This window comes from Pseudomonas corrugata, from assembly GCF_050920615.1.
Lineage (GTDB): Bacteria > Pseudomonadota > Gammaproteobacteria > Pseudomonadales > Pseudomonadaceae > Aquipseudomonas > Aquipseudomonas corrugata.
The window spans coordinates 583,322-607,424 of sequence record NZ_CP130434.1; the positions used below are offsets into that span (position 1 = coordinate 583,322).

Genomic DNA, 24,103 nt, shown 5'->3' on the forward strand with positions numbered 1-24,103 from the left:
AGCTGAACATTCGTATTTGAAGGTTTGCCAGATGCTGATTATCCCCGCTATCGATCTCAAGGACGGCGCTTGCGTACGTCTGCGTCAGGGCCGGATGGAAGACTCCACGGTATTTTCCGATGATCCGGTGAGCATGGCCGCCAAGTGGGTGGAAGGTGGTTGCCGTCGCCTGCATCTGGTCGACCTGAACGGCGCCTTCGAAGGGCAGCCGGTGAACGGTGAGGTGGTCACCGCCATCGCCAGGCGCTACCCGAACCTGCCGATCCAGATTGGTGGTGGTATCCGTTCGCTGGAAACCATCGAGCACTACGTCAAGGCCGGCGTCAGCTATGTGATCATCGGCACCAAGGCGGTCAAGGAGCCTGAGTTCGTTGCCGAAGCCTGCCGCGCCTTCCCGGGCAAGGTCATCGTTGGCCTGGACGCCAAGGACGGTTTCGTCGCCACTGACGGCTGGGCCGAAGTCAGCACCGTGCAGGTGATCGACCTGGCCAAGCGCTTCGAGGCTGACGGCGTGTCTGCCATCGTCTACACCGACATCGCCAAAGACGGCATGATGCAAGGCTGCAATGTCCCGTTCACCGCCGCCCTGGCCACCGCTACGAAGATTCCGGTCATCGCCTCCGGCGGTATCCACAACCTGGGCGATATCAAGACGCTGCTCGACGCCAAGGCGCCGGGCATCATCGGTGCGATCACCGGTCGCGCGATTTATGAAGGCACCCTAGACGTCGCCGAGGCCCAGGCCTTCTGCGATGCCTACACAGGCTGAGGACTCATCATGGCGCTGGCCAAACGCATCATCCCTTGCCTGGACGTGGATAACGGCCGGGTGGTCAAGGGCGTCAAGTTCGAGAACATCCGTGACGCCGGCGACCCGGTGGAGATCGCCCGTCGCTACGACGAGCAGGGCGCGGACGAAATCACCTTCCTGGACATCACGGCCAGCGTCGATGGTCGCGATACCACGTTGCATACCGTCGAGCGCATGGCCAGCCAGGTATTCATTCCGCTGACCGTGGGCGGTGGCGTGCGCACCGTGCAGGACATCCGCAACCTGCTCAACGCCGGTGCGGACAAGGTGTCGATCAACACCGCCGCCGTCTTCAATCCTGAGTTCGTCGGCGAGGCCGCCGAGCGTTTCGGCTCGCAGTGCATTGTCGTGGCGATCGATGCGAAGAAGGTGTCCGGCCCGGGCGAACCCCCGCGCTGGGAAATCTTCACCCACGGCGGCCGCAAGCCAACCGGCCTCGACGCCGTCGAGTGGGCGAAGAAGATGGAGGGCCTGGGCGCCGGTGAGATCCTGCTGACCAGCATGGATCAGGACGGCATGAAGAACGGTTTCGACCTGGGCGTCACCCGCGCCATCAGCGATGCACTGGGGATCCCGGTGATTGCCTCCGGCGGTGTCGGCAACCTGCAACACCTGGCCGATGGCATTCTCGAAGGCCACGCCAGTGCAGTGCTGGCGGCGAGCATCTTCCATTTTGGCGAATACACCGTGCCGGAAGCCAAGGCCTACATGGCACAGCGCGGTATCTGCGTTCGTTGATTGCTGGACACCATGGCAAGCCCAAGGCACTCTTGGGCACACCATGGATTGCGGTAGCCCGACATGCTCAAACGCCTCGTTCTTGCCTTTGCTGGCGCCACGTTGCTGCTCGCAGGGTCCGCCCGCGCTGCCGAGACATCACTGGTGCTGCTGACGGAAAACTTCCCTCCGTACAACATGGCCAAGAACGGCAAGAACTTCGCCCAGGACGAGAACATCCATGGCATTGCCGTGGACATCGTCCGCGAGATCTTCAAGCGCGCCGATATCACCTACAACCTGACACTGCGTTTTCCCTGGGAACGCATCTACAAACTCGCCCTGGAAAATCCCGGCTACGGTGTGTTTGTCATGGCGCGGTTGCCGGAGCGTGAAGCGCTGTTCAAATGGGTTGGTCCTATTGGTCCGGACGACTGGATCATGCTTGCCAGGGCGGACAGCAAGATTGTCCTCGACTCGTTGGAGCAGGCGCGCCAATACAGGATCGGCGCCTACAAGGGTGATGCGATTGCCGAAACACTGGGCAAGCAAGGGCTGAATCCAATTGTCGTGCTGCGCGATCAGGACAACGCCAGGAAACTGGTCAACGGTCAAATCGATCTGTGGGCCACTGGCGACCCGGCCGGCCGCTACCTGGCTCGTCAGGAGGGTGTGAGCGATCTCAAGACCGTGTTGCGATTCAACAGTGCCGAGTTGTACCTGGCGCTGAACAGGGACGTGCCCGACGATGTGGTCGCACGGCTTCAAAAAGCCCTGGATGAACTGCGCAGGGAAGGTGCGGTGGACGCAATCATGGCGCGGTATCTCTGAAGAAATTTACCGGTCGGTCAGGCGCTTCGCGAGCAAGCCCCCACAGGATGAAGCTCAGTCGCCAATCAATGTGTGCGAGCCTGCTCGCGATAGCAGCGACGCGGTTATCGATAAACCCCATTTTTCCCATGCCCCGCCATCGCCCGATTGCTGCGCAGGCTGATCATCGACTGGATGTCGACCCATTCGATACCCTGGGCCTTTAGCCTGGGCAGTTCGCGTTCGAGTACCGCCAGCGTTTGCGGGTAGGGATGACCGATCATCACGGCCGAGCCCTGGCGGCGGGCCAGGTCGATGGCGCTCTGGAGCTGGTGGCCGATGGCGGCTTCGGTGCGCTCGTCGTCGAGGAATACATCCCGCGACACACTGGCGAGGCCAATCTTCTGGGCTTCGGCGGCTGCGACGGTCTGGGCGCTGGTGCGGCTGTCAACGAAGAACTTGTGCCGCTGTTGCAAGTCCGCCATCAGCCATGCCATGGCCTGGGGCTGGGCGGTCATGCGGCTGCCCATGTGGTTGTTGACCCCGCTGGTATAGGGCACGGCGGCGAACGCGGCGTCGAGACGCTTTCCCAGCTCCTCAATCGGTAGTTCGGGATGCCAGGCGAACGGTCCGGTCGCCGGATCCATGGGCATGTGCAGCATGACGATTTTGCCAGCGCGGTGAGCCTCGCGAGCGAATTCGGCGGCGTGGGGCGTGTCGGGCATGATCGCGGTGGCGACCGGACCGGGGAGTGCGAGCACCCGGCGATCCCGGGGCAGATTCTGTCCCAGGTCGTCGATGATCAGGCTCAGGTAAGCCTTGTGCGGTGAAGGCGCAGGCGTGTCGGGCGCCGCAAAAGCAGCGCTCGCCAGGCAGCACAACAGACCGAGGATGAAACGCCGGTCCATCTCAGCGGCCGGAGGTGATGTTCAGTCCTTTGAGCAGGCTCAGGGCCTGGGCCAACTGGTAATCGTCATCCTGCGGCATCGGCTTGGCCTTGGCGCCAGAACCGCTCGGCTTGTCGGCGCCGCCGTTGCCATTGCCCAGGTGACCTTGCAGGTCGGCTTCCTTGAAGTATTCGCTGTCCTGCTCGCTGGTGATCTTGGCCTTGCGCACCTCGATGTCCGGGACGATGCCCTGGGCCTGGATGGAGCGGCCGTTGGGCGTGAAGTACAGCGCGGTAGTTATCTTCAGGGCGCGATCATTGTTCAGTGGCAGCACGGTCTGCACCGAGCCTTTGCCGAAACTGGTGGTGCCCATGACGACGCCGCGCTTCTGGTCCTGCAGGGCACCGGCGACGATTTCCGAGGCCGAGGCGCTGCCACCGTTGATCAACACCACCAGTGGCACAGCTTCGCTCAGGTCGTTGCCGGTGGCCGAGAAGCGCAGCTCGGAGTTGGCGATACGCCCCTTGGTGTAGACGATAAGGCCCTTGGTGATGAAGTGATCGACCACTTCCACCGCCGACTGCAGCACGCCGCCAGGGTTGTTGCGCAGGTCCAGGACCAGACCGTTGAGTTTCTTGCCATTGTCCTTGCGCAGCTTGGCCAGGGCCTTGGCAACTTCTTCGCCGGTCTTGACCTGGAACTGGGTGATGCGGATGTAGCCGTAGCCCGACTCCAGCAGTTGGCTCTTCACGCTCTTGACCTGGATGACCGCCCGCGTGAGGGTCACGTCGAACGGCGTGCCGCCATCGCGCACCAGGGTCAGGGTGATCTTCTGGCCGATCTTGCCGCGCATCTTGTCCACGGCTTCGGTCATGCTCTGGCCGCGTGTCGGCTGGCCGTTGATCTTGACGATGAAGTCACCGGCCTGGATTCCGGCCTTGGAGGCCGGCGTGTCGTCGATCGGCGAGACCACCTTGATAAAGCCGTCTTCGCTGCCGACTTCGATGCCCAGGCCGCCGAACTCGCCGCTGGTGCTTTCCTGCAATTCGGCAAAGTCTTCCGGTCCCAGGTAGGCCGAGTGCGGGTCGAGGTTGCTGAGCATGCCCTTGATGGCGTTCTCCAGCAGCATCTTGTCATCCACCGGTTCGACGTAGGCGGCTTTGATCCGGTCCATGACTTCGGCAAAGGTGCGCAGTTCATCCAGCGGCAACGGGGCCTTCGTGGTCGCGGCGGCGGCAGGCGCCGACGGGGCCGGTCCGGCGGCGAAAGCCAGGGGCGCACCGATCACGAGGGCGATCGTCAGGGCCAGCGAGGTAAGGCGGGACAAATGCAGCATGTCGAACGAACTCCTTAATTGGATGGGCGCGCTTATCCTTGCGCACGACACCATTGGGCCGGGTCACTGGGGCGACCCTGCTGACGAATAGCGAAATACAGTGCAGGCGTATCCTGCCCGCCACTGTTGCCGACCGTGGAGATGGACTCACCGGCCTTGACCACATCCCCCGCCGACTTGAGCAGCGTCTGGTTGTGGCCATACAGACTCAGGTAACCGTTGCCGTGATCGAGGATCACCAGCAGGCCGGCGCCACGCAGCCAGTCGGCGAACACCACGCGCCCGCCATGAACGGCGTGCACCTGGCTGCCGGCGGATGCGCTGATCATCACGCCGTCCCACTTGGTACGGGTGTCGTCGCCGCGGGTTTCACCAAAGCGCGCAAGCAATCGACCATTGACTGGCCATGGAAGTTTGCCCCGGGCGGAAGCAAAGGCGCCGCCGAAAGTTTCGCCATCGCTGGAAACCAGCGCGCCGGGGCTGGATTTTGTCGTTTTGCGGGGCGCATCGTCCGAGTCCGCATCGGCCTGGGCTTCACGCAAACGCTTTTTTTCGGCTTCCTGCTGGGCGATCAGCGCTTTCTGCCGCGCTTCCTCTGCCTCTCGCGCCTGGCGGGCCAGGGTTTCCTCGATGGTTTTCAAGACTTTCGCCAATTCGGCCTGGTCCTGCTCGCGAGCCTTGAGCTTGCTGTCCCGCGCCTTCATATCATCATTGAGCTTGGCCAGGGCTTCTGCGCGTTCCTTGCGCACTTTCTCGAGTTCTTCGCGCTGGGTATCGAGGCTGCTTTTCTGCACCAGCAACTGGGCTTGCTGCAGTTCGATGTCTTTTTCGACGTTGGCCAGCTGCCGCAGGGTTTCGTTGAATTTCTTGAGTTGTTCCAGGCGTGCCTGGCTCAGATAGTCATAGTAGGTGAGGGTGCGGGCGAACTTCTCGGGGTTCTGCTGGTTGAGCAACAGCTTGAGATACTCCTGACGGCCGCTCTGATAGGCCGCGCGGGCCTGGATGGCGATCAGATGCTGCTGTTCAGCGCGCGCGCTCTGGAGTTTTTTTTTCTCTCCATCGAGCCGCTGCAGCTCGGATTCGCTTTTCTTCAGCTCTTTTTGCAGGGCGTCGACCTGTTTCTCCAGGTTGCCCATCTCGGTCTCGGTGCCGCGCAAGTCTTTCTGCACGCCGGCTTTCTCTTCCTGCAGCTTGCCCAGCAGCTTCTTCAGCTCGGCAATGTCCTGGCGCGTGGCTTCCAACTGCTGTTGGGTTTGCGCGCGCTCGTCAGCGAAGGCCGGTTGGAGCAGGCAGGTCAGAGCGAGGGCTATCAGGACGCGAAGCATAGAGGCGGGCGATACCAGGGAAAGGGACGGCCTAGTATGCCCGCCCCACGCCGCAAAAAAAACGCCCATTTGGGGCTGTGTGACAACTGGGCTGGTGTCAGGCGCCAAATCACCGCCAAACCTCTGTGGGAGCAAAGCTTACTCGCGATGATGTCAGCACATTCAACAAAAGTGCTGACCGTTCGATCGCTATCGCGAGCAAGCTTTGCTCCCACATGGGGGGGTTGATCAGACCAGAATCGAAGTCCCGGTCATTTCCGCAGGCTTTTCCATGCCCAGCAGCATCAGCATGGTCGGCGCCACGTCGGCCAGCACACCGCCGTCGCGGACCTTGAAGTCGCGCTTGCCAACGTAGATAAATGGCACCGGCTCGGTGGTATGGGCAGTGTGGGCCTGGCCGGTGGATTCGTCGGACATCTGCTCGACATTGCCATGGTCGGCTGTGATCAGCGCTTCGCCTCCGACCTTTTCCAGCGCCTCGACGATGCGGCCAACGCAGGTGTCCAGGCACTCCACGGCCTTGACCGCTGCCTCGAATACACCGCTGTGACCGACCATGTCGCCGTTGGCATAGTTGACCACGATGACGTCGTAACGCTGGTTTTCAATGGCGTCGACGATCCGGTCTGTGACTTCCGGGGCGCTCATCTCCGGTTGCAGGTCGTAGGTGGCGACTTTCGGCGATGGGATCAGGATGCGTTCTTCGCCCGGGAACGGTTCTTCGCGGCCGCCGGAGAAAAAGAACGTCACGTGGGCATATTTTTCTGTTTCGGCGATGCGCAACTGAGTCTTGCCATTCTTCGCCAGGTAATCGCCCAGCACGTTTTCCAGGCTGCCGGCGGCGAAAGCCGAAGGTGCCGGGATGCTGGCGGCGTACTGGGTCAGCATTACGAAACCGGCCAGCTTTGGCTGGCGAGGGCGTTCGAACTCCTTGAAATCGTCTTCGACGAAGACCCGGGTCAGTTCGCGGGCCCGGTCGGCGCGGAAGTTCATGAACACCACGGCGTCGCCATCCTCGACTTTGACCGGCTCGCCGATGGTGGTGGCCTTGACGAATTCGTCGCTTTCGCCGCGCTCGTAGGCGGCTTGCAGGCCTTCCTGGGCGGTGGCGGCGCTGAATTCGGCGTTGCCATCGACGATCAGATTGTAGGCCTGGGCTACGCGGTCCCAACGGTTGTCGCGATCCATGGCGTAGTAACGGCCGACGATGCTGGCGATGCGGCCCTTGCCCAGCGCCTGGAATGTGGTGTCCAGCAGCTCGATGGAAGAGGCGGCACTCTTCGGCGGGGTGTCGCGGCCATCGAGGAAGGCGTGCAGGTAGATTTTCTCGGCGCCGCGTTTGAAGGCCAGTTCGGCCATGGCAATCAGGTGGTCCTGGTGGCTGTGCACGCCGCCGTCGGACAGCAGACCCATGAAATGCACGGCCTTGCCGGCAGCCACGGCTTTATCCACGGCGGCGCAGATGGTCGGGTTCTCGAAGAACTCGCCGTCGCGGATCGCTTTGGTGACGCGGGTGAAGTCCTGGTAAACCACGCGGCCGGCGCCGAGGTTCATGTGGCCGACTTCGGAGTTGCCCATCTGCCCGTCCGGCAGGCCGACGTCCATGCCGCTGCCGGAGATCAGGCCGTTCGGCACGGTGGCCCACAGGCGGTCCAGTACAGGCTTGTTGGCCGAATACACAGCGTTGGATTCGTGGCTGTCACTGTGACCGAAGCCGTCGAGAATCATCAGGACCAAAGGTTTAGGCGTGGTAGTCATGGAATCCACTCGTGGCTGGTTAAAGGAAGACGATGGAAAAGGGACGGGCAGTTTAAAGGTAAGTTCCGGTGCCGTCACCGCCGGGCGGGGTTTGGCCGACCTTGAGTGCTGTGTATACTGGCCGACATTTTAACGCCCTGGAACCTCCTTCGATGGTTGCTCACCTGATTGAATTTGCCACTAACCACTACATTCTCGTCGGTATCTTCGTCGTACTGCTGGCATTGCTGCTCGTCCACACGATGCAGGGCGGCGGTCGCAGCCTGAGCACCGCCGAACTGACCGCGCTGGTCAACAAGGACGCCGGCGTGGTGGTGGACATTCGTCCCGGCAAGGAATTCGCCGCCGGTCACATTGTCGGCGCGTTGAACATCCCCCAGGACAAATTGGCCGCACGTATCGGCGAGCTGGAAAAGCACAAGGCCAAGACCATTATCCTGGTCGATGCCATGGGCCAGACGGCCGGTACCCACGCCCGCGAACTGATGAAGTCCGGTTTCACTGCCGCCAAGCTGTCCGGTGGCGTGGCGACCTGGAAAGCCGACAACCTGCCCCTGGTGAAGTGAGATGACCCACGTCGTTGTCTATTCCAGCGATTACTGCCCCTATTGTTCCAGAGCCAAGTTCCTGCTCCAGAACAAGGGCGTGGCTTTCGAAGAGATCAAGGTCGATGGCAAGCCGCAACTGCGCGCCGAGATGACCCAGAAGGCCGGACGTACATCCGTGCCTCAGATCTGGATCGGCAACACCCACGTGGGCGGTTGCGACGACCTGTTTGCCCTGGAGCGCGCCGGCAAGCTCGACGCGATGCTCAAGGCCTGAATCCCCTGAAGAACCTGAAAGTGAGAAGGATCTGCGATGACTGACCAACAGAACACAGCTGCCAGCGAAGAAGAAGCCGCACCGCAATTCTCCTTGCAGCGCATTTATGTGCGAGACCTGTCGTTCGAAGCCCCGAAAAGCCCGGCGATCTTTCGCCAGCAGTGGGAGCCGAGCGTAGGCCTGGACCTCAACACCCGCCAGAAAGCCCTGGAAGAAGACTTCCACGAAGTGGTGCTGACCCTGTCGGTCACCGTGAAGAACGGTGACGAAGTGGCGTTCATCGCTGAAGTCCAGCAGGCCGGGATCTTCCTGATCAAGAACCTCGATGCCGCTTCGATGAGCCATACACTGGGCGCGTTCTGCCCGAACATCCTGTTCCCGTACGCCCGTGAAGCGCTGGACAGCCTGGTGACTCGCGGCTCGTTCCCGGCCCTGATGCTGGCCCCGGTGAATTTCGATGCGCTGTACGCCCAGGAGCTGCAACGCATGCAGGAAGAAGGCAGCGCGACGGTTCAATAAGCGTCCGACAGCCGGCTATAAAACCTGTGGGAGCGAGCCCTGTGGGAGCCGAGTCTGTGGGAGCCGAGCTTGCTCGCGATGAACGATGACGCGGTTTAAAGTTGAACCGTGTCGACTCCATCGCGAGCAAGCTCTGCTCCCACAGGCTCGGCTCCCGGAGGCTCTGCTCCCACAGGAGTTTCTGGCGTTATGGGTTCAGGCGAAACCGTTCTGCCGCCACGCCTCGTAAACAGCCACCGCCACCGTGTTGGACAGGTTCAGGCTGCGGCAGCCTTCACGCATCGGCAGGCGCAAGCGCTGCTCTGCCGGTAGCGCGTCCAGCACGTCGGCCGGCAGGCCTCGGCTTTCAGGCCCGAACAGGAACGCATCGCCGGCAACGAAACTGGCATCATGGAAGGGCCGCGAACCCTTTGTGGTGAAAGCGAACAGGCGCGGGTGGCCGAGGCTTTCCAGACAACTGGCGAGGTCTGCATGACGCTGCAAGGTGGCATACTCATGGTAGTCGAGGCCCGCGCGACGCAGGCGCTTGTCGTCCATCTCGAAGCCCAGCGGTTCGATCAAATGCAGATGGCAGCCGCTGTTGGCGCAGAGCCTGATGACATTGCCGGTGTTCGGCGGAATTTCCGGTTGAAAAAGGATGACGTGAAACATGCACGGCTCCGATAACAAAGATGACGCGCATTCTACGCTGCAAACCGATGAGCGTTCGAAGCTATTCCCGCGGGTCATGGGCTCCCTGGCAATCTTCGGGTTGATGATTGGACTGATGATCGGCCGCCTGACCAATCCCGAACCGAGCGTGTTGCAACAGATCGAGGTGAGCGATGGGGTGCTGGTGGCCTGGTTCAATGACGAACCCAAGCTGCACGGAGAAATCATCGATGGCTCCGTGGCGCTGTTGTTCGAAGCCGAAGGTCCGGCACAGAAGGGGCAACTGAAGCTCAATGGCAAGGACGTGAACTGGCGCGTGCGCTTGAGTGACAAGGGCTTGTTGCTGACTCTGGTGGCGGCGCGTCCGTTGCGGGGCGAGTGGACCGGCAGCGAGGTGGATGATCGCTGGCGGCTCGAGGTCCGTCTCCAGGAGCAATAAAAGAGGGGAATCCCCGGCCTGCCTGTACCAAGGTCCCCAAAACGGGAGGGCGATCGCAAAGATCCAGCCCTGGTGTAAAGAAGGGAAACCTTGACCTGCCTGTATCAAGGCCCCCAAAACGATGAGCTCGATGAGCCCGAATAAAATGGGGAATCCCCGGCCTGCCTGTACCAAGGTCCCCGAAACTGGGTAGTGATTGGGTTATTGCAGGGGGCGTGCCAGTTTTAAATGGCTTGTCACAGAAAACCTTACGATGTTGCGCAAAGCCCCGTATTCCGGGGCTTTGGCTTTTGTTGAGGCAGGTTTCCCCGAGGTGACTCGATCAGTCAGGGCTCGTATGAAGCGCGCAGTTGCGGTTCGTGGTGCATTGGTGTGGTGCACGAAGCTTTCAAAAGCATCGCGAGCAGGCTCGCACACAGGGGGAGCGGCGCCACGACGCGCGCGCACACCGACAACCCGATGTGGGAGCGAGCCTGCTCGCGATTGGCCTTCAGATTCAGCGAAAAGCCGACGGAGGCTCAGCCCTCTTCGCTTTCATCATCATCCCCGCCATCGACCTTCATCCCCAATTCCTTGATCTTGCGGGTCAAGGTATTGCGACCCCAGCCCAGCAATACGGCGGCGTCGCGGCGGCGGCCGGCGGTGTGCTTGAGGGCGGTTTCGATCATGATTCGTTCGAAACTCGGCACGGCACTGTCCAGCAGGCTCGACTGGCCTCGGGCCAAGGCCTGATCGGCCCACTGGCGCAGGGCCTGTTCCCAGTTGGTCACCGGGGCCGAGTCCTGTGGCAGGCTCAGCAGTTCCGGTGGCAGGTCGCCGATATGCACCTCACGTCCCGAGGCCATGACGGTGATCCAGCGACAGGTGTTCTCCAGCTGGCGCACGTTGCCGGGCCACGGCAGGTTCTTGAGGTATTCCTCGGTCTCGCTCTTGAGCAGCTTGGGCTCTACCGCCAGCTCCTGGGCGGCGCGGCTGAGGAAATGCCTGGCCAGGGTCGGGATGTCCTCGCGACGATCCGCCAGGCGCGGGATATGAATGCGGATCACGTTCAGGCGATGGAACAGGTCTTCACGGAATTTGCCGGCGTGAACCAGGGTTTCCAGGTTCTGGTGGGTCGCGGCGATGATGCGTACATCGACCTTGACCGGTGTATGGCCGCCTACCCGATAGAACTCGCCGTCCGCCAGCACGCGCAACAGACGGGTCTGGGTGTCGGCCGGCATGTCGCCGATCTCGTCGAGGAACAACGTGCCGCCGTCGGCCTGTTCGAAGCGCCCGCGTCGCAGGTTGGCCGCGCCGGTGAATGCGCCTTTTTCGTGACCGAACAGCTCGGACTCCATCAGGTCCTTGGGAATCGCAGCCATGTTCAGCGCGATGAACGGCGATGCCGCCCGTGGGCTGTGGCGGTGCAGGGCATGGGCCACCAGTTCTTTACCGGTACCGGATTCGCCATTGATCAGCACGGTGATGTTGGAGTGGCTCAGGCGTCCGATCGCGCGAAACACTTCCTGCATCGCCGGCGCTTCGCCGATGATTTCCGGTGTGCGGGCCAGGGCCGGCACTTCTTCCAGGCCTTGCTGTTCCTGGGCGTGCTGGTTGGCGCGCTTGACCAGCGACACTGCTTCATCGACATCGAACGGCTTGGGCAGGTATTCGAAGGCTCCGCCCTGGTAGGACGCTACGGCGCTGTCCAGGTCGGAGTGGGCGGTCATGATGATCACCGGCAGCCGTGGATGCTCCTCGCGAATTCGCGCCAGCAAGTCCAGGCCGCTGGCGCCGGGCATGCGAATGTCGGAGATGATGACGTCCGGTTGCTGACGGGCCAGGCGACTCATCACGCCATCGGCGCTGTCAAAGCTCTGGGTGGTCATGCCTTCCTGTTGCAAGGCTTTTTCCAGGACCCAGCGGATAGAACGGTCGTCATCGACGATCCACACGGTTTCACTACGGCTCATGTCGATGTGGCTCCTTGTTCCAGTGGCAGGAAGATCGAGAAGGTGGTGTGGCCCGGGTGGCTCTCACACTCGATCAGGCCCTGATGCTGACTGATGATGTTCTGGGTAATGGCCAGGCCCAGCCCGGTACCGTCCGGACGGCCGCTGACCATGGGAAAGAAGATGGTTTCCTGCAACTCCGTGGGGATGCCCGGGCCGTTGTCGATGATTTCGATCTTGGTCACCAGGCGATGGCGCACATGACCGATGGTGAACTGGCGCAGGGCGCGGGTGCGCAAGCTGATGCGGCCAAGGCGCAGCTCGTTCTGGCTGCCGATGGCCTGCATCGCGTTGCGCACGATATTCAACACGGCCTGGATCATCTGTTCACGATCGATCAAGACATCGGGAATGCTTGGGTCGTAGTCGCGCACCAATGTGATGCAACCCTGGCTTTCGGCTTCCACGAGGCTGCCGACGCGCTCCAGCACTTCGTGGACATTGCACAGGGCCAGGGACGGCAGCTTGTTGGAGCCGAGCATGCGGTCCACAAGGTTTCGCAGGCGGTCGGCTTCCTCGATGATGACGTTGGTGTAGTCCTTGAGGCTTTCTTCAGGCAGTTCCCGGGCGAGCAATTGCGCAGCGCCACGAATGCCACCGAGGGGGTTCTTGATTTCATGAGCCAAGCCACGCACCAGCATCTTGCTGGTTTCCTGCTTGGACAACTGTGCCTCTTCCTTGGTGATGCGCAGCAAGCGATCACGGGGGTGGACTTCCAGCAGCAACAGGGTGGCACCGTTACTCAGGATCGGCGTTACCGCATAGTCGACCGTCAGCGTCTGACCGGTCAGGGCGGTGAGCATCGCTTCACGCTTGGTGAACGGGTGAGCCTGCTCCACGGCCTGGCGCAACGAGTTGAGCGCCTCGGCGGATTCGGTGAACAGCTCGCTGATGAACTGGCCATGGCTGCGCTGGCCGCTGACAGCCAGGAGCATCTCCGCCGCCGGGTTCATGTACTCGAGGCGCAGTTCAGCGTCGAGCAGAATGGTCGCGGTGGTGAGGTTATCGAGTAGCAAGCGGTGTAGGGCATCGCTAATGGTCATCGGGACCTCTTTTGAAGCGTGGCAATTCAGGGCCGGTCCTAAATTGCGCGCGCGATAAACGCGCTGATGGAAGGAAAATGCAAAAACCAAACCAAGGCTCCGAAAAGAAGCGTTTAGAGCCTGAAAAGGGTATTTTTCGCCCGATTGCGTGGCGTTCTGCCAGTTTTTCCGGGTACTTTCGAACCAAAATGGGTTGAAGCCTGGGTAGTGGCGCAACGATTCGCACCAATATAGTGCGCTGACATGGAGGGTGTTAGAAGAACGGCAGGATGCTGCTCTCTTCTTCCGGCTTATCGGCGAGGGGGCATTCGGGGCGCTGACCATAATCGGCGGTGGTGCAAGGCTTGATGCGGCGTTTCTGCGCCAGCGACGTGCGTTGCATGTGGAAGGGTTGGTTGGCGGTGCGTTCGACGATGCGGTCTTGCTCATCGAGGATTTCCACCGCCAGCTGGTGAGTGCCTCGATCAATGTTACTCAAGGCAAACACTGGGCTTGGTCCTGGTTCCCCAGTGGGCCGGCCGTCGAGCAGCAGGCGGTAGTGATGGCCCTTTTTCAGCCCTGGTTCACTGGTGGCGGTGACGATCAGTTCCCCCGCTGTGCTGCGTATCGTGGCGTCGGGCTCCGGGATCAGCAACCGGAGCATCTCGTAATGAAACAAGGGTTCTGACTGGACTTTGGTTGACGCCGAGGTTGCAGCAGGAGGCTGCGCGGGCATCCGGTTGCCGGGTGGCAGTCGGACTTTCTTCGCATTGCCGGGACGCGGTTGATCGGTGAAGACACGATTACCCTGAGCGTCGACATAGGTGTAGACCTGCGCCATCCCTGGCAAGGCAGTCAGGGACAGGTACAGGGCTAGCGCCAAGCGAATCATGGCTGATGCACCCGCTGCACGGTAAAAGTGACGGTTTCGCTCTGCTGCACAAGGTTTTCCCCATCGATGACCTGGACCGCCAACCGGTGCTCGCCCCGGTCGATGTTCACCAGTTGCAGACGCGGCACGTTGGAGGGCAGGCCGTAGGGTTGGTCATCCAGCAACAGTCGGAACTGATGAGGACTTTGCAGGCGTGGTTGCGCCCGGACGCCGACGGTGAAAGTGCCGTTGTTGGCGCGCAGGGCTTGCTCGGTGGGGATGTCCGTCAGCTCGAGTGTTTCGTAGGCCTTGCGCGGCGATTCTCTACTGGCCGGAACTGGCGGCGTGTCCGGGCCGGTTGACGGCTGATGTTCGATGCTGTTGAGCGGAGGCAACTCCACCGTCTGGGTAGGAACGCCTTGGGGTGGTTGGTTGCTATAGGCCGTGTTGCCATTGGCGTCGGTGTATTTGTAGATCTGGGCTGCTGCGGGCAGTGCCAGTAGCAGCGATAGCATTCCTGGAAAAACGCGACCCATAAAATCAACCGGAAACTGAAAGTGTTGCATGCAGCATAGGACAAGGAGCCGGTCGGCCCAACCCAAAGAGTTCAACACTGAAACCCCTTTGTGGGAGCCTGCTCGTGATGGCGATGTGTCAGGCAACAGCAATGTTGCTGATCGATCGCCATCGCGAGCAGGCTCGCTCCCACAGGGGGATGTGTGTTGCTTCAGCTTTTGGCTAGGCACAGTTCAGCAGTCGCCCGTATCAGGGCAAGTCGGTGCACCGGGTGCTGTTTGTCGTGGTGGGTGGCCCGGGCCAGCCATTGCGGGCACTGCGGATCGGTACGGTAGGGGGCGAAATCGGCCAGTTGTTGCAGCAGGCGTTTTTGCAGTCGATCGAGTTGCGGGCGGATTTGCCCCACCAGGTCCGGACGCGGGAGGTCCGGCGCCTTGCCTTCCAGGGTCCAGTCGGACAGGTCGATGTACTGCACCAGTTTGTTGGCTTCTATCTGGGCGGTGAAAAACGCTTCCACGGTTTCCCCGGACAGCTTGTAGGTCGGCGCCTGGGCGACCGCGGCGGCAATGACTTCACGCTCGCGCTGGCGGTCTTCTACCGGTTTATGACTGTCCCATTTGCTCAGCGCCACTTGATCGGCGATGGCTATGCGTTCGCCGATGGCGTTCAGCAAAGGGGTCAGGGCGTCGGGAGCGGGCTTGGCTTCGGCTGTGCTTGCCAGCAGCGCGGTGGAAAGGGCGAGGCCAAGTGTGAAGCGCAAGTTCATGGGCAATCTCTTCCAAGGGGAGGGGCGACGGTCATCATGCACGTAACCTGCGCCCATGAAAAAGGCCTCCCGAAGGAGGCCTCTCTTGTTTCACGCCGCGTATGCGAGCGCTACCGGATCAGCAGCTGTAGTACAGCTCATATTCCAGTGGGTGTACGAAGGTGCGAACCTTGATTTCTTCTTCGCTTTTCAGTGCGATGTAAGCGTCGATGAAGTCATCGCTGAATACGCCGCCCTTGGTCAGGAACGCACGGCCCTTGTCCAGCTCTTCCAGGGCTTCTTTCAGGCTGCCGCAAACCTGTGGGATTTCCTTGGCCTCTTCAGGCGGCAGGTCATACAGGTTCTTGTCGGCGGCATCGCCAGGGTGGATCTTGTTCTGGATACCGTCCAGACCGGCCATCATCAGTGCGGCGAAGGCCAGGTATGGGTTGGCAGCCGGATCCGGGAAGCGGGCTTCGATACGGCGGGCTTTAGGGCTGTTCACGTACGGAATACGGATCGAAGCGGAGCGGTTGCGAGCCGAGTAGGCCAGCATTACCGGCGCTTCGAAGCCTGGTACCAGACGCTTGTAGGAGTTGGTCGACGGGTTGGTGAAGCCGTTCAGGGCCTTACCGTGCTTGATGATACCGCCGATGAAGTACAGGGCGGTGTCCGACAGACCGGCATAGCCTTCGCCTGCGAAAGTGTTCTTGCCGTCCTTGGAGATCGACACGTGAACGTGCATGCCCGAACCGTTGTCGCCATACAGTGGCTTCGGCATGAAGGTCGCGGTGCGGCCATAGGCGTCGGCAACGTTGTGCACGACATATTTCAGGGTCTGGACTTCGTCAGCCTTCTTGACCAGCGTGTTGAACTTCACGCCGATTTCGTTCTGGCCGGCAGTCGCCACTTCGTGGTGGTGAACTTCGACGGTCTGGCCCATTTCTTCCAGTGCGTTGCACATGGAGGTACGGATTTCGTGGTCGAAATCGAACGGTGGTACTGGGAAGTAGCCGCCTTTCACGCCTGGACGGTGGCCTTTGTTGCCGCCTTCCACGTCCTGGTCGGACATCCACGAACCTTGTTCGGAGAAGATCTTGAACATGGAGCCGGAGATGTCGGACTTGAACTTGACCGAGTCGAAGATGAAGAACTCAGGCTCGGGACCGAAGAAAGCGGTGTCGCCGATACCGGTGGACTTCAGGTATTCCTCGGCACGGTGGGCAATGGCGCGTGGGTCGCGGTCATAGCCTTGCATGGTCGAAGGTTCGATGATGTCGCAGACCAGGATCAGGGTCGGCTCTTCGGTGAACGGATCCAGAACGGCGGTTTCGTCGTCCGGCATCAGGATCATGTCGGACGCTTCGATGCCCTTCCAGCCAGAGATGGAGGAACCGTCGAACATCTTGCCGATTTCGAAGAAATCGTCATCCAGGGCATCACGGGCCGGCATGGTCACGTGATGTTGAGTGCCTTTGGTGTCAGTGAAGCGCAGATCAATCCACTTGACGTCATGATCTTTGATGAGTTGAACCGACTTCGACATATGTCCTCCGGGTGGCTTCGGGCGGGTAATGGTATGCCCGTAGATATGAGTGATGCCGGCGCGAATACTCTGCCAAGGCAACCTGCCTCACAAGGGAGCAAATTGCATGCCAGTGCCCCAGCTTGGGTTTTTTGCACCAAACCCACGCCTTTCCAGGGCTTGAACGGCAGATTGTCAGACAATTGCGCACTGTAATGTAGCGCAATGGAAGGCGGGTGACCTGTTTTGGTGCGCTCAAAACGGGGCACACATTAATTGGTCAAACCTTGAGCAATTTCCGCTATAATCCGCGCCCCCCTTTTTCGGCTGGCCGTTCGCGCGCTGTTTTCATGAAACTAATCGTAAAAGTCTTTCCCGAAATCACCATCAAGAGCCGCCCGGTCCGGACGCGTTTCATCCGGCAGTTGGCGAAGAACATCCGTGCCGTGCTCCGTGATCTGGACCCGGTCGTGGTGGTGAATGGCGTGTGGGACAATCTCGAACTGGAAACCCGCGTCAGCGATCCCAGGATCCTGAAGGAAATGACCGAGCGGCTGACCTGCATGCCGGGCATCGCGCACTTTCTGCAGGTGGATGAATATCCGCTGGGGGATTTCGACGACATCGTCGCCAAGTGCAAGCTGCATTATGGCAATGCGTTGGCCGGCAAGATTTTCTCGGTACGTTGCAAGCGCGCGGGCAAGCACCCGTTCAGCTCGATGGACGTGGACCGGTACGTCGGCAGCCAACTGCGCCAGCAATGCGGCGCCGCTGGTATCTCGTTGAAAAACCCGCAGGTTGAAGTACGCATCGAAATTCGCGACCAACGGTTGTTCGTCATCCACAGCCAGCACAACAGCATCGGCGGGTATCCGCTGGGTGCCCTGGAGCAGACGCTGGTGCTGATGTCGGGCGGCTTCGACTCCACGGTTGCGGCCTATCAGATCATGCGACGCGGACTGATGAGCCATTTCTGCTTCTTCAACCTCGGCGGGCGTGCCCATGAGCTGGGTGTGATGGAAGTGGCGCACTTCATCTGGAAGAAGTACGGCAGCTCCCAGCGCGTGTTATTTGTGAGTGTGCCGTTCGAAGAAGTTCTGGGGGAAATCCTCGGCAAAGTCGACGACAGTCATATGGGCGTCATTTTGAAGCGTATGATGTTGCGTGCCGCGTCCAGCATCGCCGATCGCCTGCACATCGATGCGCTGGTCACCGGCGAGGCGATTTCCCAGGTATCGAGCCAGACGCTGCCGAACCTGTCGGTTATCGACTGCGTGACCGAAAAGCTTGTACTGCGCCCGCTGATCGCCAGCCACAAGCAGGACATCATCGACACGGCCAACGCGATTGGCACCGCTGAATTTGCCCGGCACATGCCGGAGTACTGCGGGGTCATCTCGGTCAATCCGAAGACGGCCGCCAAGCGCGGACGCGTGGAGCATGAAGAGAAAGAATTCGATATGGCGGTGCTCGAGCGTGCGCTCGAAAACGCCAGGCTGGTGCCAATCGATCGAGTGATCGACGAATTGGGCCAGGACATCAAGATTGAAGAAGTCGGCGAAGCGCTGGCTGGTCAGATCATCATCGACATCCGTCATCCGGACGACGCTGAAGACGACCCGTTGAGCGTCGCCGGTATCGAGGTACAAACGATGCCGTTCTATGCAGTGAACGCGCGTTTCAAGGAACTGGACCCTACTCGCCAGTACCTGCTGTATTGCGACAAAGGCGTGATGAGTCGCCTGCATGCCCACCATTTGCTCAGTGAGGGGCATGCCAATGTGCGCGTTTATCGACCGAGCTAAGTGCCCGGGGCTGTTTGCCTGTGGCCTGCGTCACCGGCCCCCCGACGCCGCCGACAAGCTGTAGCGGCTTTGTCGGACTCAACGTAAATCGCTGCCACGACCTGTCAGCACACCGAATCCTCTGATCGAGATACACAAGTGATCGAAAATCTACGCAACATCGCCATCATTGCCCACGTTGACCATGGTAAGACCACCCTGGTAGACAAACTCTTGCGTCAATCCGGCACCCTGGAACGCAACGAGCTCAACGACGAGCGCGTGATGGACTCCAACGACCAGGAAAAAGAGCGTGGTATCACCATCCTGGCGAAAAACACCGCCATCAACTGGAACGGCTACCACATCAACATCGTGGACACCCCGGGCCACGCCGACTTCGGTGGTGAAGTAGAGCGCGTGATGTCGATGGTCGACTCCGTGCTGCTGCTGGTCGACGCCCAGGACGGCCCTATGCCGCAAACCCGCTTCGTGACCAAGAAAGCGTTCGAAGCCGGCCTCAAGCCGATCGTGGTGATCAACAAGGTCGACCGTCCGGGCGCGCGTCCTGACTGGGTTCTGGACCAGATCTTCGACCTGTTCGACAACCTCGGTGCCACCGACGAACAACTGGACTTCCAGGTCGTCTACGCCTCGGCCCTGAACGGCATTGCCGGTCTGGACCACACCGCCATGGCTGAAGACATGACCCCGCTGTACCAGTCGATCGTCGACAACGTACCAGCGCCAGCCGTTGACCGTGACGGTCCGTTCCAGATGCAGATCTCGGCCCTGGACTACAACAGCTTCCTGGGTGTGATCGGCGTTGGCCGTATCGCCCGTGGTCGCGTCAAGCCGAACACCCCGGTTGTCGCCATCGACGTCGACGGCAAGAAACGCAACGGCCGTATCCTGAAGCTGATGGGTCACCACGGACTGCACCGTGTGGACGTCGAAGAAGCGGCTGCCGGCGACATCGTCTGCATCAGCGGCTTCGAAGAGCTGTTCATCTCCGACACCCTGTGCGACCCGACCGTTGTCGAGGCGATGAAGCCGCTGACCGTCGACGAGCCGACTGTTTCCATGACCTTCCAGGTCAACGACTCGCCATTCTGCGGTAAGGAAGGCAAGTTCGTGACTTCCCGTAACATCAAGGAACGTCTGGACAAGGAGCTGCTGTACAACGTTGCACTGCGCGTTGAAGAAGGCGACTCGGCCGACAAGTTCAAGGTTTCCGGCCGTGGTGAGCTGCACCTCTCGGTACTGATCGAAACCATGCGTCGCGAAGGCTTCGAAATGGCCGTAGGCCGTCCTGAAGTGATCATCCGCGTCGTCGATGGCAATAAGCAGGAACCGTTCGAGAACGTCACCATCGACATCCCTGAGGAATCCCAGGGCAAGGTCATGGAAGAAATGGGCCTGCGTAAAGGCGACCTGACCAACATGTCCCCGGATGGCAAAGGGCGTGTGCGCCTGGAGTACAACATCCCGGCTCGTGGCCTGATCGGTTTCCGTAACCAGTTCCTGACCCTGACCAACGGTGCTGGCATCCTGACCTCGATCTTCGATCGCTACGACACCATGAAGTCCGGTCACATGTCCGGCCGTCAGAACGGCGTCCTGGTATCGGTGGAAACCGGCAAGGCGCTGACCTACTCCCTGGAAACCCTCCAGGCGCGTGGCAAGCTGTTCGTCGAGCACGGCCAGGAAATCTACAACGGCCAGATCGTAGGTCTGAACAGCCGTGACAACGACCTGGGCGTCAACCCTACCAAGGGCAAGAAGCTCGACAACATGCGTGCTTCGGGTAAAGACGAAACCATCGCCCTGGTTCCACCTGTTCGCTTCACCCTGGAACAGGCACTGGAATTCATCCAGGATGACGAGCTGTGTGAAGTGACGCCTAAGTCCATCCGTCTTCGCAAGAAGATCCTGGATGAAGGCGAGCGTACCCGCGCTGCCAAGAAAGCCAAGGCTTGATCGTTTAGCTTCGGCTGAATGAAAAACGCCCCCGGTCGTGAGACCGGGGGCGTTTTTTTTATGCCTGGGATTTTTGTAGTGACTATTCGGGCCTCATCGCGAGCGGGCTCGCTCCCACAGGTTCAGCACCGTCCATGTGGGAGCGAGCCTGCTCGCGATAGCGCCGGACCAGGCGCCGCTGAAACATCAGTGGATCAAAACCGATCCAGCGTCCGCGGATTGCGCTCGCGCTCCACTTCCTTGGGCTTGTACGCGCAATACCCCGGCCGTGGGCCGACCCGCGGATGATTGCGGCAGGTGTCCGGGCGTTTCTCGTAAATGGTGCACAGGCGGCTCTTGCGGTCCAGATAAAGGCAATCGTTGTTGCTCATGCGCTGGAGCGTGAAGATCTCCGACTTCTGGTTGTAACGCTCGACGATCCCTTCCTTTTGCAGGCGCTTGGCAATGTTTTTCGGTGGGTCGCCCAGTTCGAATTCGTCGACGATGCCGATCCTGATCAGGTCCTTGATCTTGACCTCGACCGGGAGCGTGCAGCAGCTCGACACGCAGGAACCGCACATCGGGGCGGAATACTTGGCCCAGGTATCGAGTCGGTCGATCTCCGCGGCGGCGATCAGGTTGGGCTTCATCATCTAGGTATACCAGCATGCATCAGGGCGCGCGATCATACCGGGACTGATGAAATTTTGAACGACCATCCGCCGGTTTTTTTTCTTGCCCGGCAGAATCCTCCCTTGGCGGCATGGCCCCTGCATTCATTCGTCCATCGGCAATTTCCTGGCGGCAATTCTCCGGCATTCGGGGAAAAAGCCACCGAACCAAGAGCCTGTGCCGTCTGTCAGACCGTCTAGGCTCAGACAATTCCATGCTCGTTCGAGGTCTTATTCATGACTCAAGAACCACTTGTTCGCGAAGCAGAAGTGGCCGCATTTCGCGACGCTGTGTTGACCAAACTCACTTATGCCGTCGGCAAGGACCCGGATCATGCCTTTGATCACGATTGGTTCGAAGCCATTGCCCTTGCCGCCCGCGACCACATGGTCGAACACTGGATGGATCACACGCGACAGATCTATCGCAAGGGCCAGAAGCGGGTCTACTACCTTTCTCTGGAGTTCCTCATCGGACGCCTGCTCTACGACAGCCTGAGCAACCTCGGCCTGCTGGACACTGCCCGCGAAGCTCTGACCGAGCTGGGGGTGGACCTGGAGCGCATCCGCTTGCTCGAGCCCGATGCGGCGTTGGGCAACGGCGGCCTCGGCCGGTTGGCGGCGTGCTTCATGGAAAGCATGTCGACCCTGGGCATCGCCGGCCATGGCTACGGTATTCGTTACGAGCACGGCCTGTTTCGCCAGGCGATCGTCGATGGTTGGCAGCAGGAGCAGACCGAGCATTGGCTGGATTTCGGCAACCCCTGGGAGTTCGAACGGCCGGAAGTGGTCTACCCGATCGGGTTCGGCGGTAGCGTCGAGACCGTCACCGACGAGACCGGCAAGACCCGGCAGGTCTGGTCTCCAGGTGAAACCGTACGGGCCATTGCCTATGACACCCCGGTGGTGGGCTGGCGGGGGGCGAGCGTGAACACCCTGCGCCTGTGGCGCGCCCGGGCCGTGGAAGACCTGCACCTGGAGCGCTTCAATGCCGGCGACCACCTTGGTGCCGTGGCTGAGGTCGCCCGGGCCGAAAGTATCTCCCGCGTGCTCTACCCGGCCGACAGCACCGAGGCCGGCCAGGAACTGCGGCTGCGCCAGGAGTATTTCTTCGTTGCCGCCTCGTTACAGGACCTGCTGCGCCGTCACCGCAACATGCACACCTCGGTACTGACCCTGGGAGATCACGCGGCGATCCAGCTCAACGACACCCACCCGTCCATCGCCGTGGCCGAGCTGATGCGCCAGTTGGTGGACGTCTACGACGTGGCCTGGGACGCGGCCTGGCAGATCACCCAGGACACGCTGTCGTACACCAACCACACGCTGCTGCCCGAAGCCCTGGAAACCTGGCCGGTCGGGTTGATGGAGCGCATGCTGCCGCGACATATGCAGATCATCTACCTGATCAACGCCCAGCATATCGATTCGCTGCGGGCCAAGGGGGTGCACGATTTCGACGTGCTGCGCTCAGTGTCGCTGATCGAAGAAGACAACGGCCGCCGGGTACGCATGGGCAATCTCGCGTTTCTCGGCTCCCACAGCGTCAACGGCGTGTCCGGGTTGCACACGCAATTGATGCGCAGCACAGTATTTTCGGAGCTGCACAAGCTCTACCCGGAGCGGATCAATAACAAGACCAACGGAGTCACGTTCCGCCGCTGGTTGTTCCAGGCCAACGCCGAACTGACCTCGATGATGGTCGATGCCCTCGGCCCGAGCGTGCTCGATAACCCTGAGGAGCGCCTGATCGAGCTGGAGCCGTTCGCCGACAAGCAGGCCTTCCGCAAACTGTTCGCCGAACAGCGCCTGCACAGCAAGAAGGCCCTGGCGTACCTGATCCACGAACGCTTGGGCATTGCCGTGAACCCGGCGGCGATGTTCGACGTGCAGGTCAAGCGGATTCACGAATACAAGCGCCAACTGCTCAACCTGATGCACACCGTGGCGCTGTACCAGGCGATTCGCGCCGAGCCGGAGGTGGATTGGGTACCACGGGTGAAAATCTTCGCCGGCAAGGCCGCCGCCAGCTACCACCAGGCCAAGCTGATCATCAAGTTGACCAACGACATCGCCCGGGTGGTGAACAACGACCCGACTGTGCGCGGCCTGCTCAAAGTGGTGTTCTTGCCCAACTACAACGTCAGCCTGGCCGAAAGCATCATCCCGGCTGCAGACCTGTCGGAGCAGATCTCCACGGCCGGTTTCGAAGCGTCGGGCACCAGTAACATGAAGTTCGGCCTCAACGGCGCACTGACCATCGGCACCATGGATGGCGCCAACGTGGAAATGCATGAGCGGGTGGGGGGTGAGCACATGTTCATTTTCGGCCTGACGGCCGAGCAGGTGGAAGCGCGCAAGCGCAACGGTGAATTCAGCGCTGCGCCGGACATTGCCGCGTCCCATCGCCTCAGCGATGTGTTGCAGGCGATTCGTGGCGGGGTGTTCTCGCCCGACGACCCGATGCGCTACACCGGCCTGGTGGATTCGCTGGTGGACCATGACCGCTTCCTGGTCTGCGCTGATTTCGACGCCTACTGGAACGCCCAGGCCAAGGTCGAAGAGCGTTGGCACGATTCCAAGCAGTGGTGGCGCTCGGCGGTGCTCAACACGGCGCGCATGGGCTGGTTCTCCTCCGATCGGACCATCCGCGAATACGCCACCGACATCTGGAAGGCCCTGGAATAGCATCTGTAAGAAATGTGAGCGAAGCCCAACGGCAAGTGGGCTTCGTCGATATACTGAGCGCCAGTTTCGCCGGGCTGTGTGGCCGGATTCAGGACAGGAAGCCCTCATGACCCCTGTGGGAGCGAGCCCTGTGGGAGCCCAGCTTGCTCGCGATGAACGATGACGCGGTTTGCAGTTAAACCGTGTCGACTCCATCGCGAGCAAGCTCGGTCCCACAGGGCTCGCTCCCACAGGTTGTGTGTGGTTTCCACTA

General features: G+C 60.7%; 22 protein-coding genes. 10 read left to right on the forward strand and 12 right to left on the reverse strand.

Annotated elements, in window-relative coordinates; all coding sequences use genetic code 11:
• Positions 1 to 31: 31 nt before the first annotated feature.
• The 3 genes from hisA to QZH45_RS02575 all read left to right on the forward strand — a co-directional run bounded on the left by hisA (position 32) and on the right by QZH45_RS02575 (position 2,359).
• Entirely contained in the window at positions 32 to 769 is a 738-nt protein-coding gene (gene hisA / locus QZH45_RS02565; protein WP_024778055.1) for a 1-(5-phosphoribosyl)-5-[(5-phosphoribosylamino)methylideneamino]imidazole-4-carboxamide isomerase, read from the forward strand.
• 9 nt (positions 770 to 778) lie between these two features.
• Complete coding sequence (gene hisF, locus QZH45_RS02570) at positions 779 to 1,549, forward strand: imidazole glycerol phosphate synthase subunit HisF (RefSeq protein ID WP_024778056.1); 771 nt, start codon at positions 779 to 781, stop codon at positions 1,547 to 1,549.
• Between the two features lie 63 nt (positions 1,550 to 1,612).
• Entirely contained in the window at positions 1,613 to 2,359 is a 747-nt protein-coding gene (locus QZH45_RS02575) for a substrate-binding periplasmic protein (protein WP_024778057.1), read from the forward strand.
• A gap of 104 nt (positions 2,360 to 2,463) precedes the next feature.
• Here QZH45_RS02575 and QZH45_RS02580 read toward each other — a convergent pair whose 3' ends face one another.
• From QZH45_RS02580 to gpmI, 4 genes are all read right to left on the reverse strand, one after another.
• Positions 2,464 to 3,246, reverse strand: coding sequence for a divergent polysaccharide deacetylase family protein (locus QZH45_RS02580; RefSeq protein ID WP_024778058.1), 783 nt, complete (start codon positions 3,244 to 3,246; stop codon positions 2,464 to 2,466).
• A gap of 1 nt (position 3,247) precedes the next feature.
• Positions 3,248 to 4,561, reverse strand: coding sequence for a S41 family peptidase (locus QZH45_RS02585; protein ID WP_024778059.1), 1,314 nt, complete (start codon positions 4,559 to 4,561; stop codon positions 3,248 to 3,250).
• A 32-nt stretch (positions 4,562 to 4,593) separates the two neighbouring features.
• The gene (locus QZH45_RS02590; RefSeq protein ID WP_024778060.1) at positions 4,594 to 5,886 is read right to left on the reverse strand and encodes a murein hydrolase activator EnvC family protein; all 1,293 of its coding nucleotides are present in this window, start codon (positions 5,884 to 5,886) and stop codon (positions 4,594 to 4,596) included.
• A gap of 228 nt (positions 5,887 to 6,114) precedes the next feature.
• Positions 6,115 to 7,644 carry a 2,3-bisphosphoglycerate-independent phosphoglycerate mutase gene (gpmI, locus tag QZH45_RS02595; RefSeq protein ID WP_024778061.1) on the reverse strand — a complete coding sequence of 510 codons (1,530 nt, stop codon included), beginning with the start codon at positions 7,642 to 7,644 and terminating at the stop codon, positions 6,115 to 6,117.
• Between the two features lie 152 nt (positions 7,645 to 7,796).
• On the opposite strand from gpmI, the gene QZH45_RS02600 reads away from it, so the two are divergent.
• Genes QZH45_RS02600 through secB form a run of 3 tightly spaced genes read left to right on the forward strand, consistent with a single transcriptional unit; the run spans position 7,797 to position 8,985 of the window.
• Positions 7,797 to 8,210, forward strand: coding sequence for a rhodanese-like domain-containing protein (locus QZH45_RS02600; protein ID WP_024778062.1), 414 nt, complete (start codon positions 7,797 to 7,799; stop codon positions 8,208 to 8,210).
• Between the two features lies 1 nt (position 8,211).
• Complete coding sequence (gene grxC, locus QZH45_RS02605) at positions 8,212 to 8,466, forward strand: glutaredoxin 3 (protein WP_024778063.1); 255 nt, start codon at positions 8,212 to 8,214, stop codon at positions 8,464 to 8,466.
• Positions 8,467 to 8,502: 36 nt separating this feature from the next.
• A complete protein-coding gene (gene secB / locus QZH45_RS02610; RefSeq protein ID WP_024778064.1) occupies positions 8,503 to 8,985 on the forward strand; it encodes a protein-export chaperone SecB in 483 nt (160 codons plus the stop codon).
• Between the two features lie 195 nt (positions 8,986 to 9,180).
• On the opposite strand, the gene trmL is transcribed toward secB, so the two are convergent.
• On the reverse strand, positions 9,181 to 9,636 hold the full coding sequence (gene trmL, locus QZH45_RS02615; RefSeq protein WP_024778065.1) for a tRNA (uridine(34)/cytosine(34)/5-carboxymethylaminomethyluridine(34)-2'-O)-methyltransferase TrmL: 456 nt from the start codon (positions 9,634 to 9,636) through the stop codon (positions 9,181 to 9,183).
• On the opposite strand from trmL, the gene QZH45_RS02620 reads away from it, so the two are divergent.
• Positions 9,635 to 10,075 carry a hypothetical protein gene (locus QZH45_RS02620; protein WP_024778066.1) on the forward strand — a complete coding sequence of 147 codons (441 nt, stop codon included), beginning with the start codon at positions 9,635 to 9,637 and terminating at the stop codon, positions 10,073 to 10,075. The two genes, trmL and QZH45_RS02620, sit on opposite strands and share 2 nt — an antisense overlap.
• A gap of 518 nt (positions 10,076 to 10,593) precedes the next feature.
• Here the strand turns inward: QZH45_RS02620 and ntrC are convergent.
• From ntrC to glnA, 6 genes are all read right to left on the reverse strand, one after another.
• On the reverse strand, positions 10,594 to 12,030 hold the full coding sequence (gene ntrC / locus QZH45_RS02625) for a nitrogen regulation protein NR(I) (RefSeq protein WP_024778067.1): 1,437 nt from the start codon (positions 12,028 to 12,030) through the stop codon (positions 10,594 to 10,596).
• A complete protein-coding gene (gene glnL, locus QZH45_RS02630) occupies positions 12,027 to 13,112 on the reverse strand; it encodes a nitrogen regulation protein NR(II) (RefSeq protein WP_024778068.1) in 1,086 nt (361 codons plus the stop codon). Before glnL ends, ntrC begins: the two co-directional genes overlap by 4 nt.
• Before the next feature lie 253 nt (positions 13,113 to 13,365).
• Positions 13,366 to 13,983: a DUF4124 domain-containing protein gene (locus QZH45_RS02635; protein ID WP_055135736.1), complete on the reverse strand. Its 618-nt coding sequence runs from the start codon at positions 13,981 to 13,983 to the stop codon at positions 13,366 to 13,368.
• Positions 13,980 to 14,498, reverse strand: a complete 519-nt coding sequence (locus tag QZH45_RS02640; protein ID WP_055135737.1) for a DUF4124 domain-containing protein — start codon at positions 14,496 to 14,498, stop codon at positions 13,980 to 13,982. The genes QZH45_RS02635 and QZH45_RS02640 overlap by 4 nt, the downstream gene beginning before the upstream one ends.
• 191 nt (positions 14,499 to 14,689) lie before the next feature.
• Positions 14,690 to 15,244: a chorismate mutase gene (locus QZH45_RS02645; protein WP_024778071.1), complete on the reverse strand. Its 555-nt coding sequence runs from the start codon at positions 15,242 to 15,244 to the stop codon at positions 14,690 to 14,692.
• A gap of 118 nt (positions 15,245 to 15,362) precedes the next feature.
• Positions 15,363 to 16,769, reverse strand: a complete 1,407-nt coding sequence (glnA, locus tag QZH45_RS02650; RefSeq protein ID WP_024778072.1) for a glutamate--ammonia ligase — start codon at positions 16,767 to 16,769, stop codon at positions 15,363 to 15,365.
• A gap of 329 nt (positions 16,770 to 17,098) precedes the next feature.
• On the opposite strand from glnA, the gene thiI reads away from it, so the two are divergent.
• On the forward strand, positions 17,099 to 18,553 hold the full coding sequence (thiI, locus tag QZH45_RS02655; protein WP_024778073.1) for a tRNA uracil 4-sulfurtransferase ThiI: 1,455 nt from the start codon (positions 17,099 to 17,101) through the stop codon (positions 18,551 to 18,553).
• A gap of 138 nt (positions 18,554 to 18,691) precedes the next feature.
• On the forward strand, positions 18,692 to 20,512 hold the full coding sequence (gene typA / locus QZH45_RS02660; protein ID WP_024778074.1) for a translational GTPase TypA: 1,821 nt from the start codon (positions 18,692 to 18,694) through the stop codon (positions 20,510 to 20,512).
• A 194-nt stretch (positions 20,513 to 20,706) separates the two neighbouring features.
• Here typA and QZH45_RS02665 read toward each other — a convergent pair whose 3' ends face one another.
• The gene (locus tag QZH45_RS02665; protein ID WP_024778075.1) at positions 20,707 to 21,144 is read right to left on the reverse strand and encodes a YkgJ family cysteine cluster protein; all 438 of its coding nucleotides are present in this window, start codon (positions 21,142 to 21,144) and stop codon (positions 20,707 to 20,709) included.
• 255 nt (positions 21,145 to 21,399) lie between these two features.
• Between QZH45_RS02665 and QZH45_RS02670 the strand changes: the two genes are divergently transcribed.
• Entirely contained in the window at positions 21,400 to 23,850 is a 2,451-nt protein-coding gene (locus QZH45_RS02670) for a glycogen/starch/alpha-glucan phosphorylase (RefSeq protein WP_024778076.1), read from the forward strand.
• Positions 23,851 to 24,103: the final 253 nt, after the last annotated feature.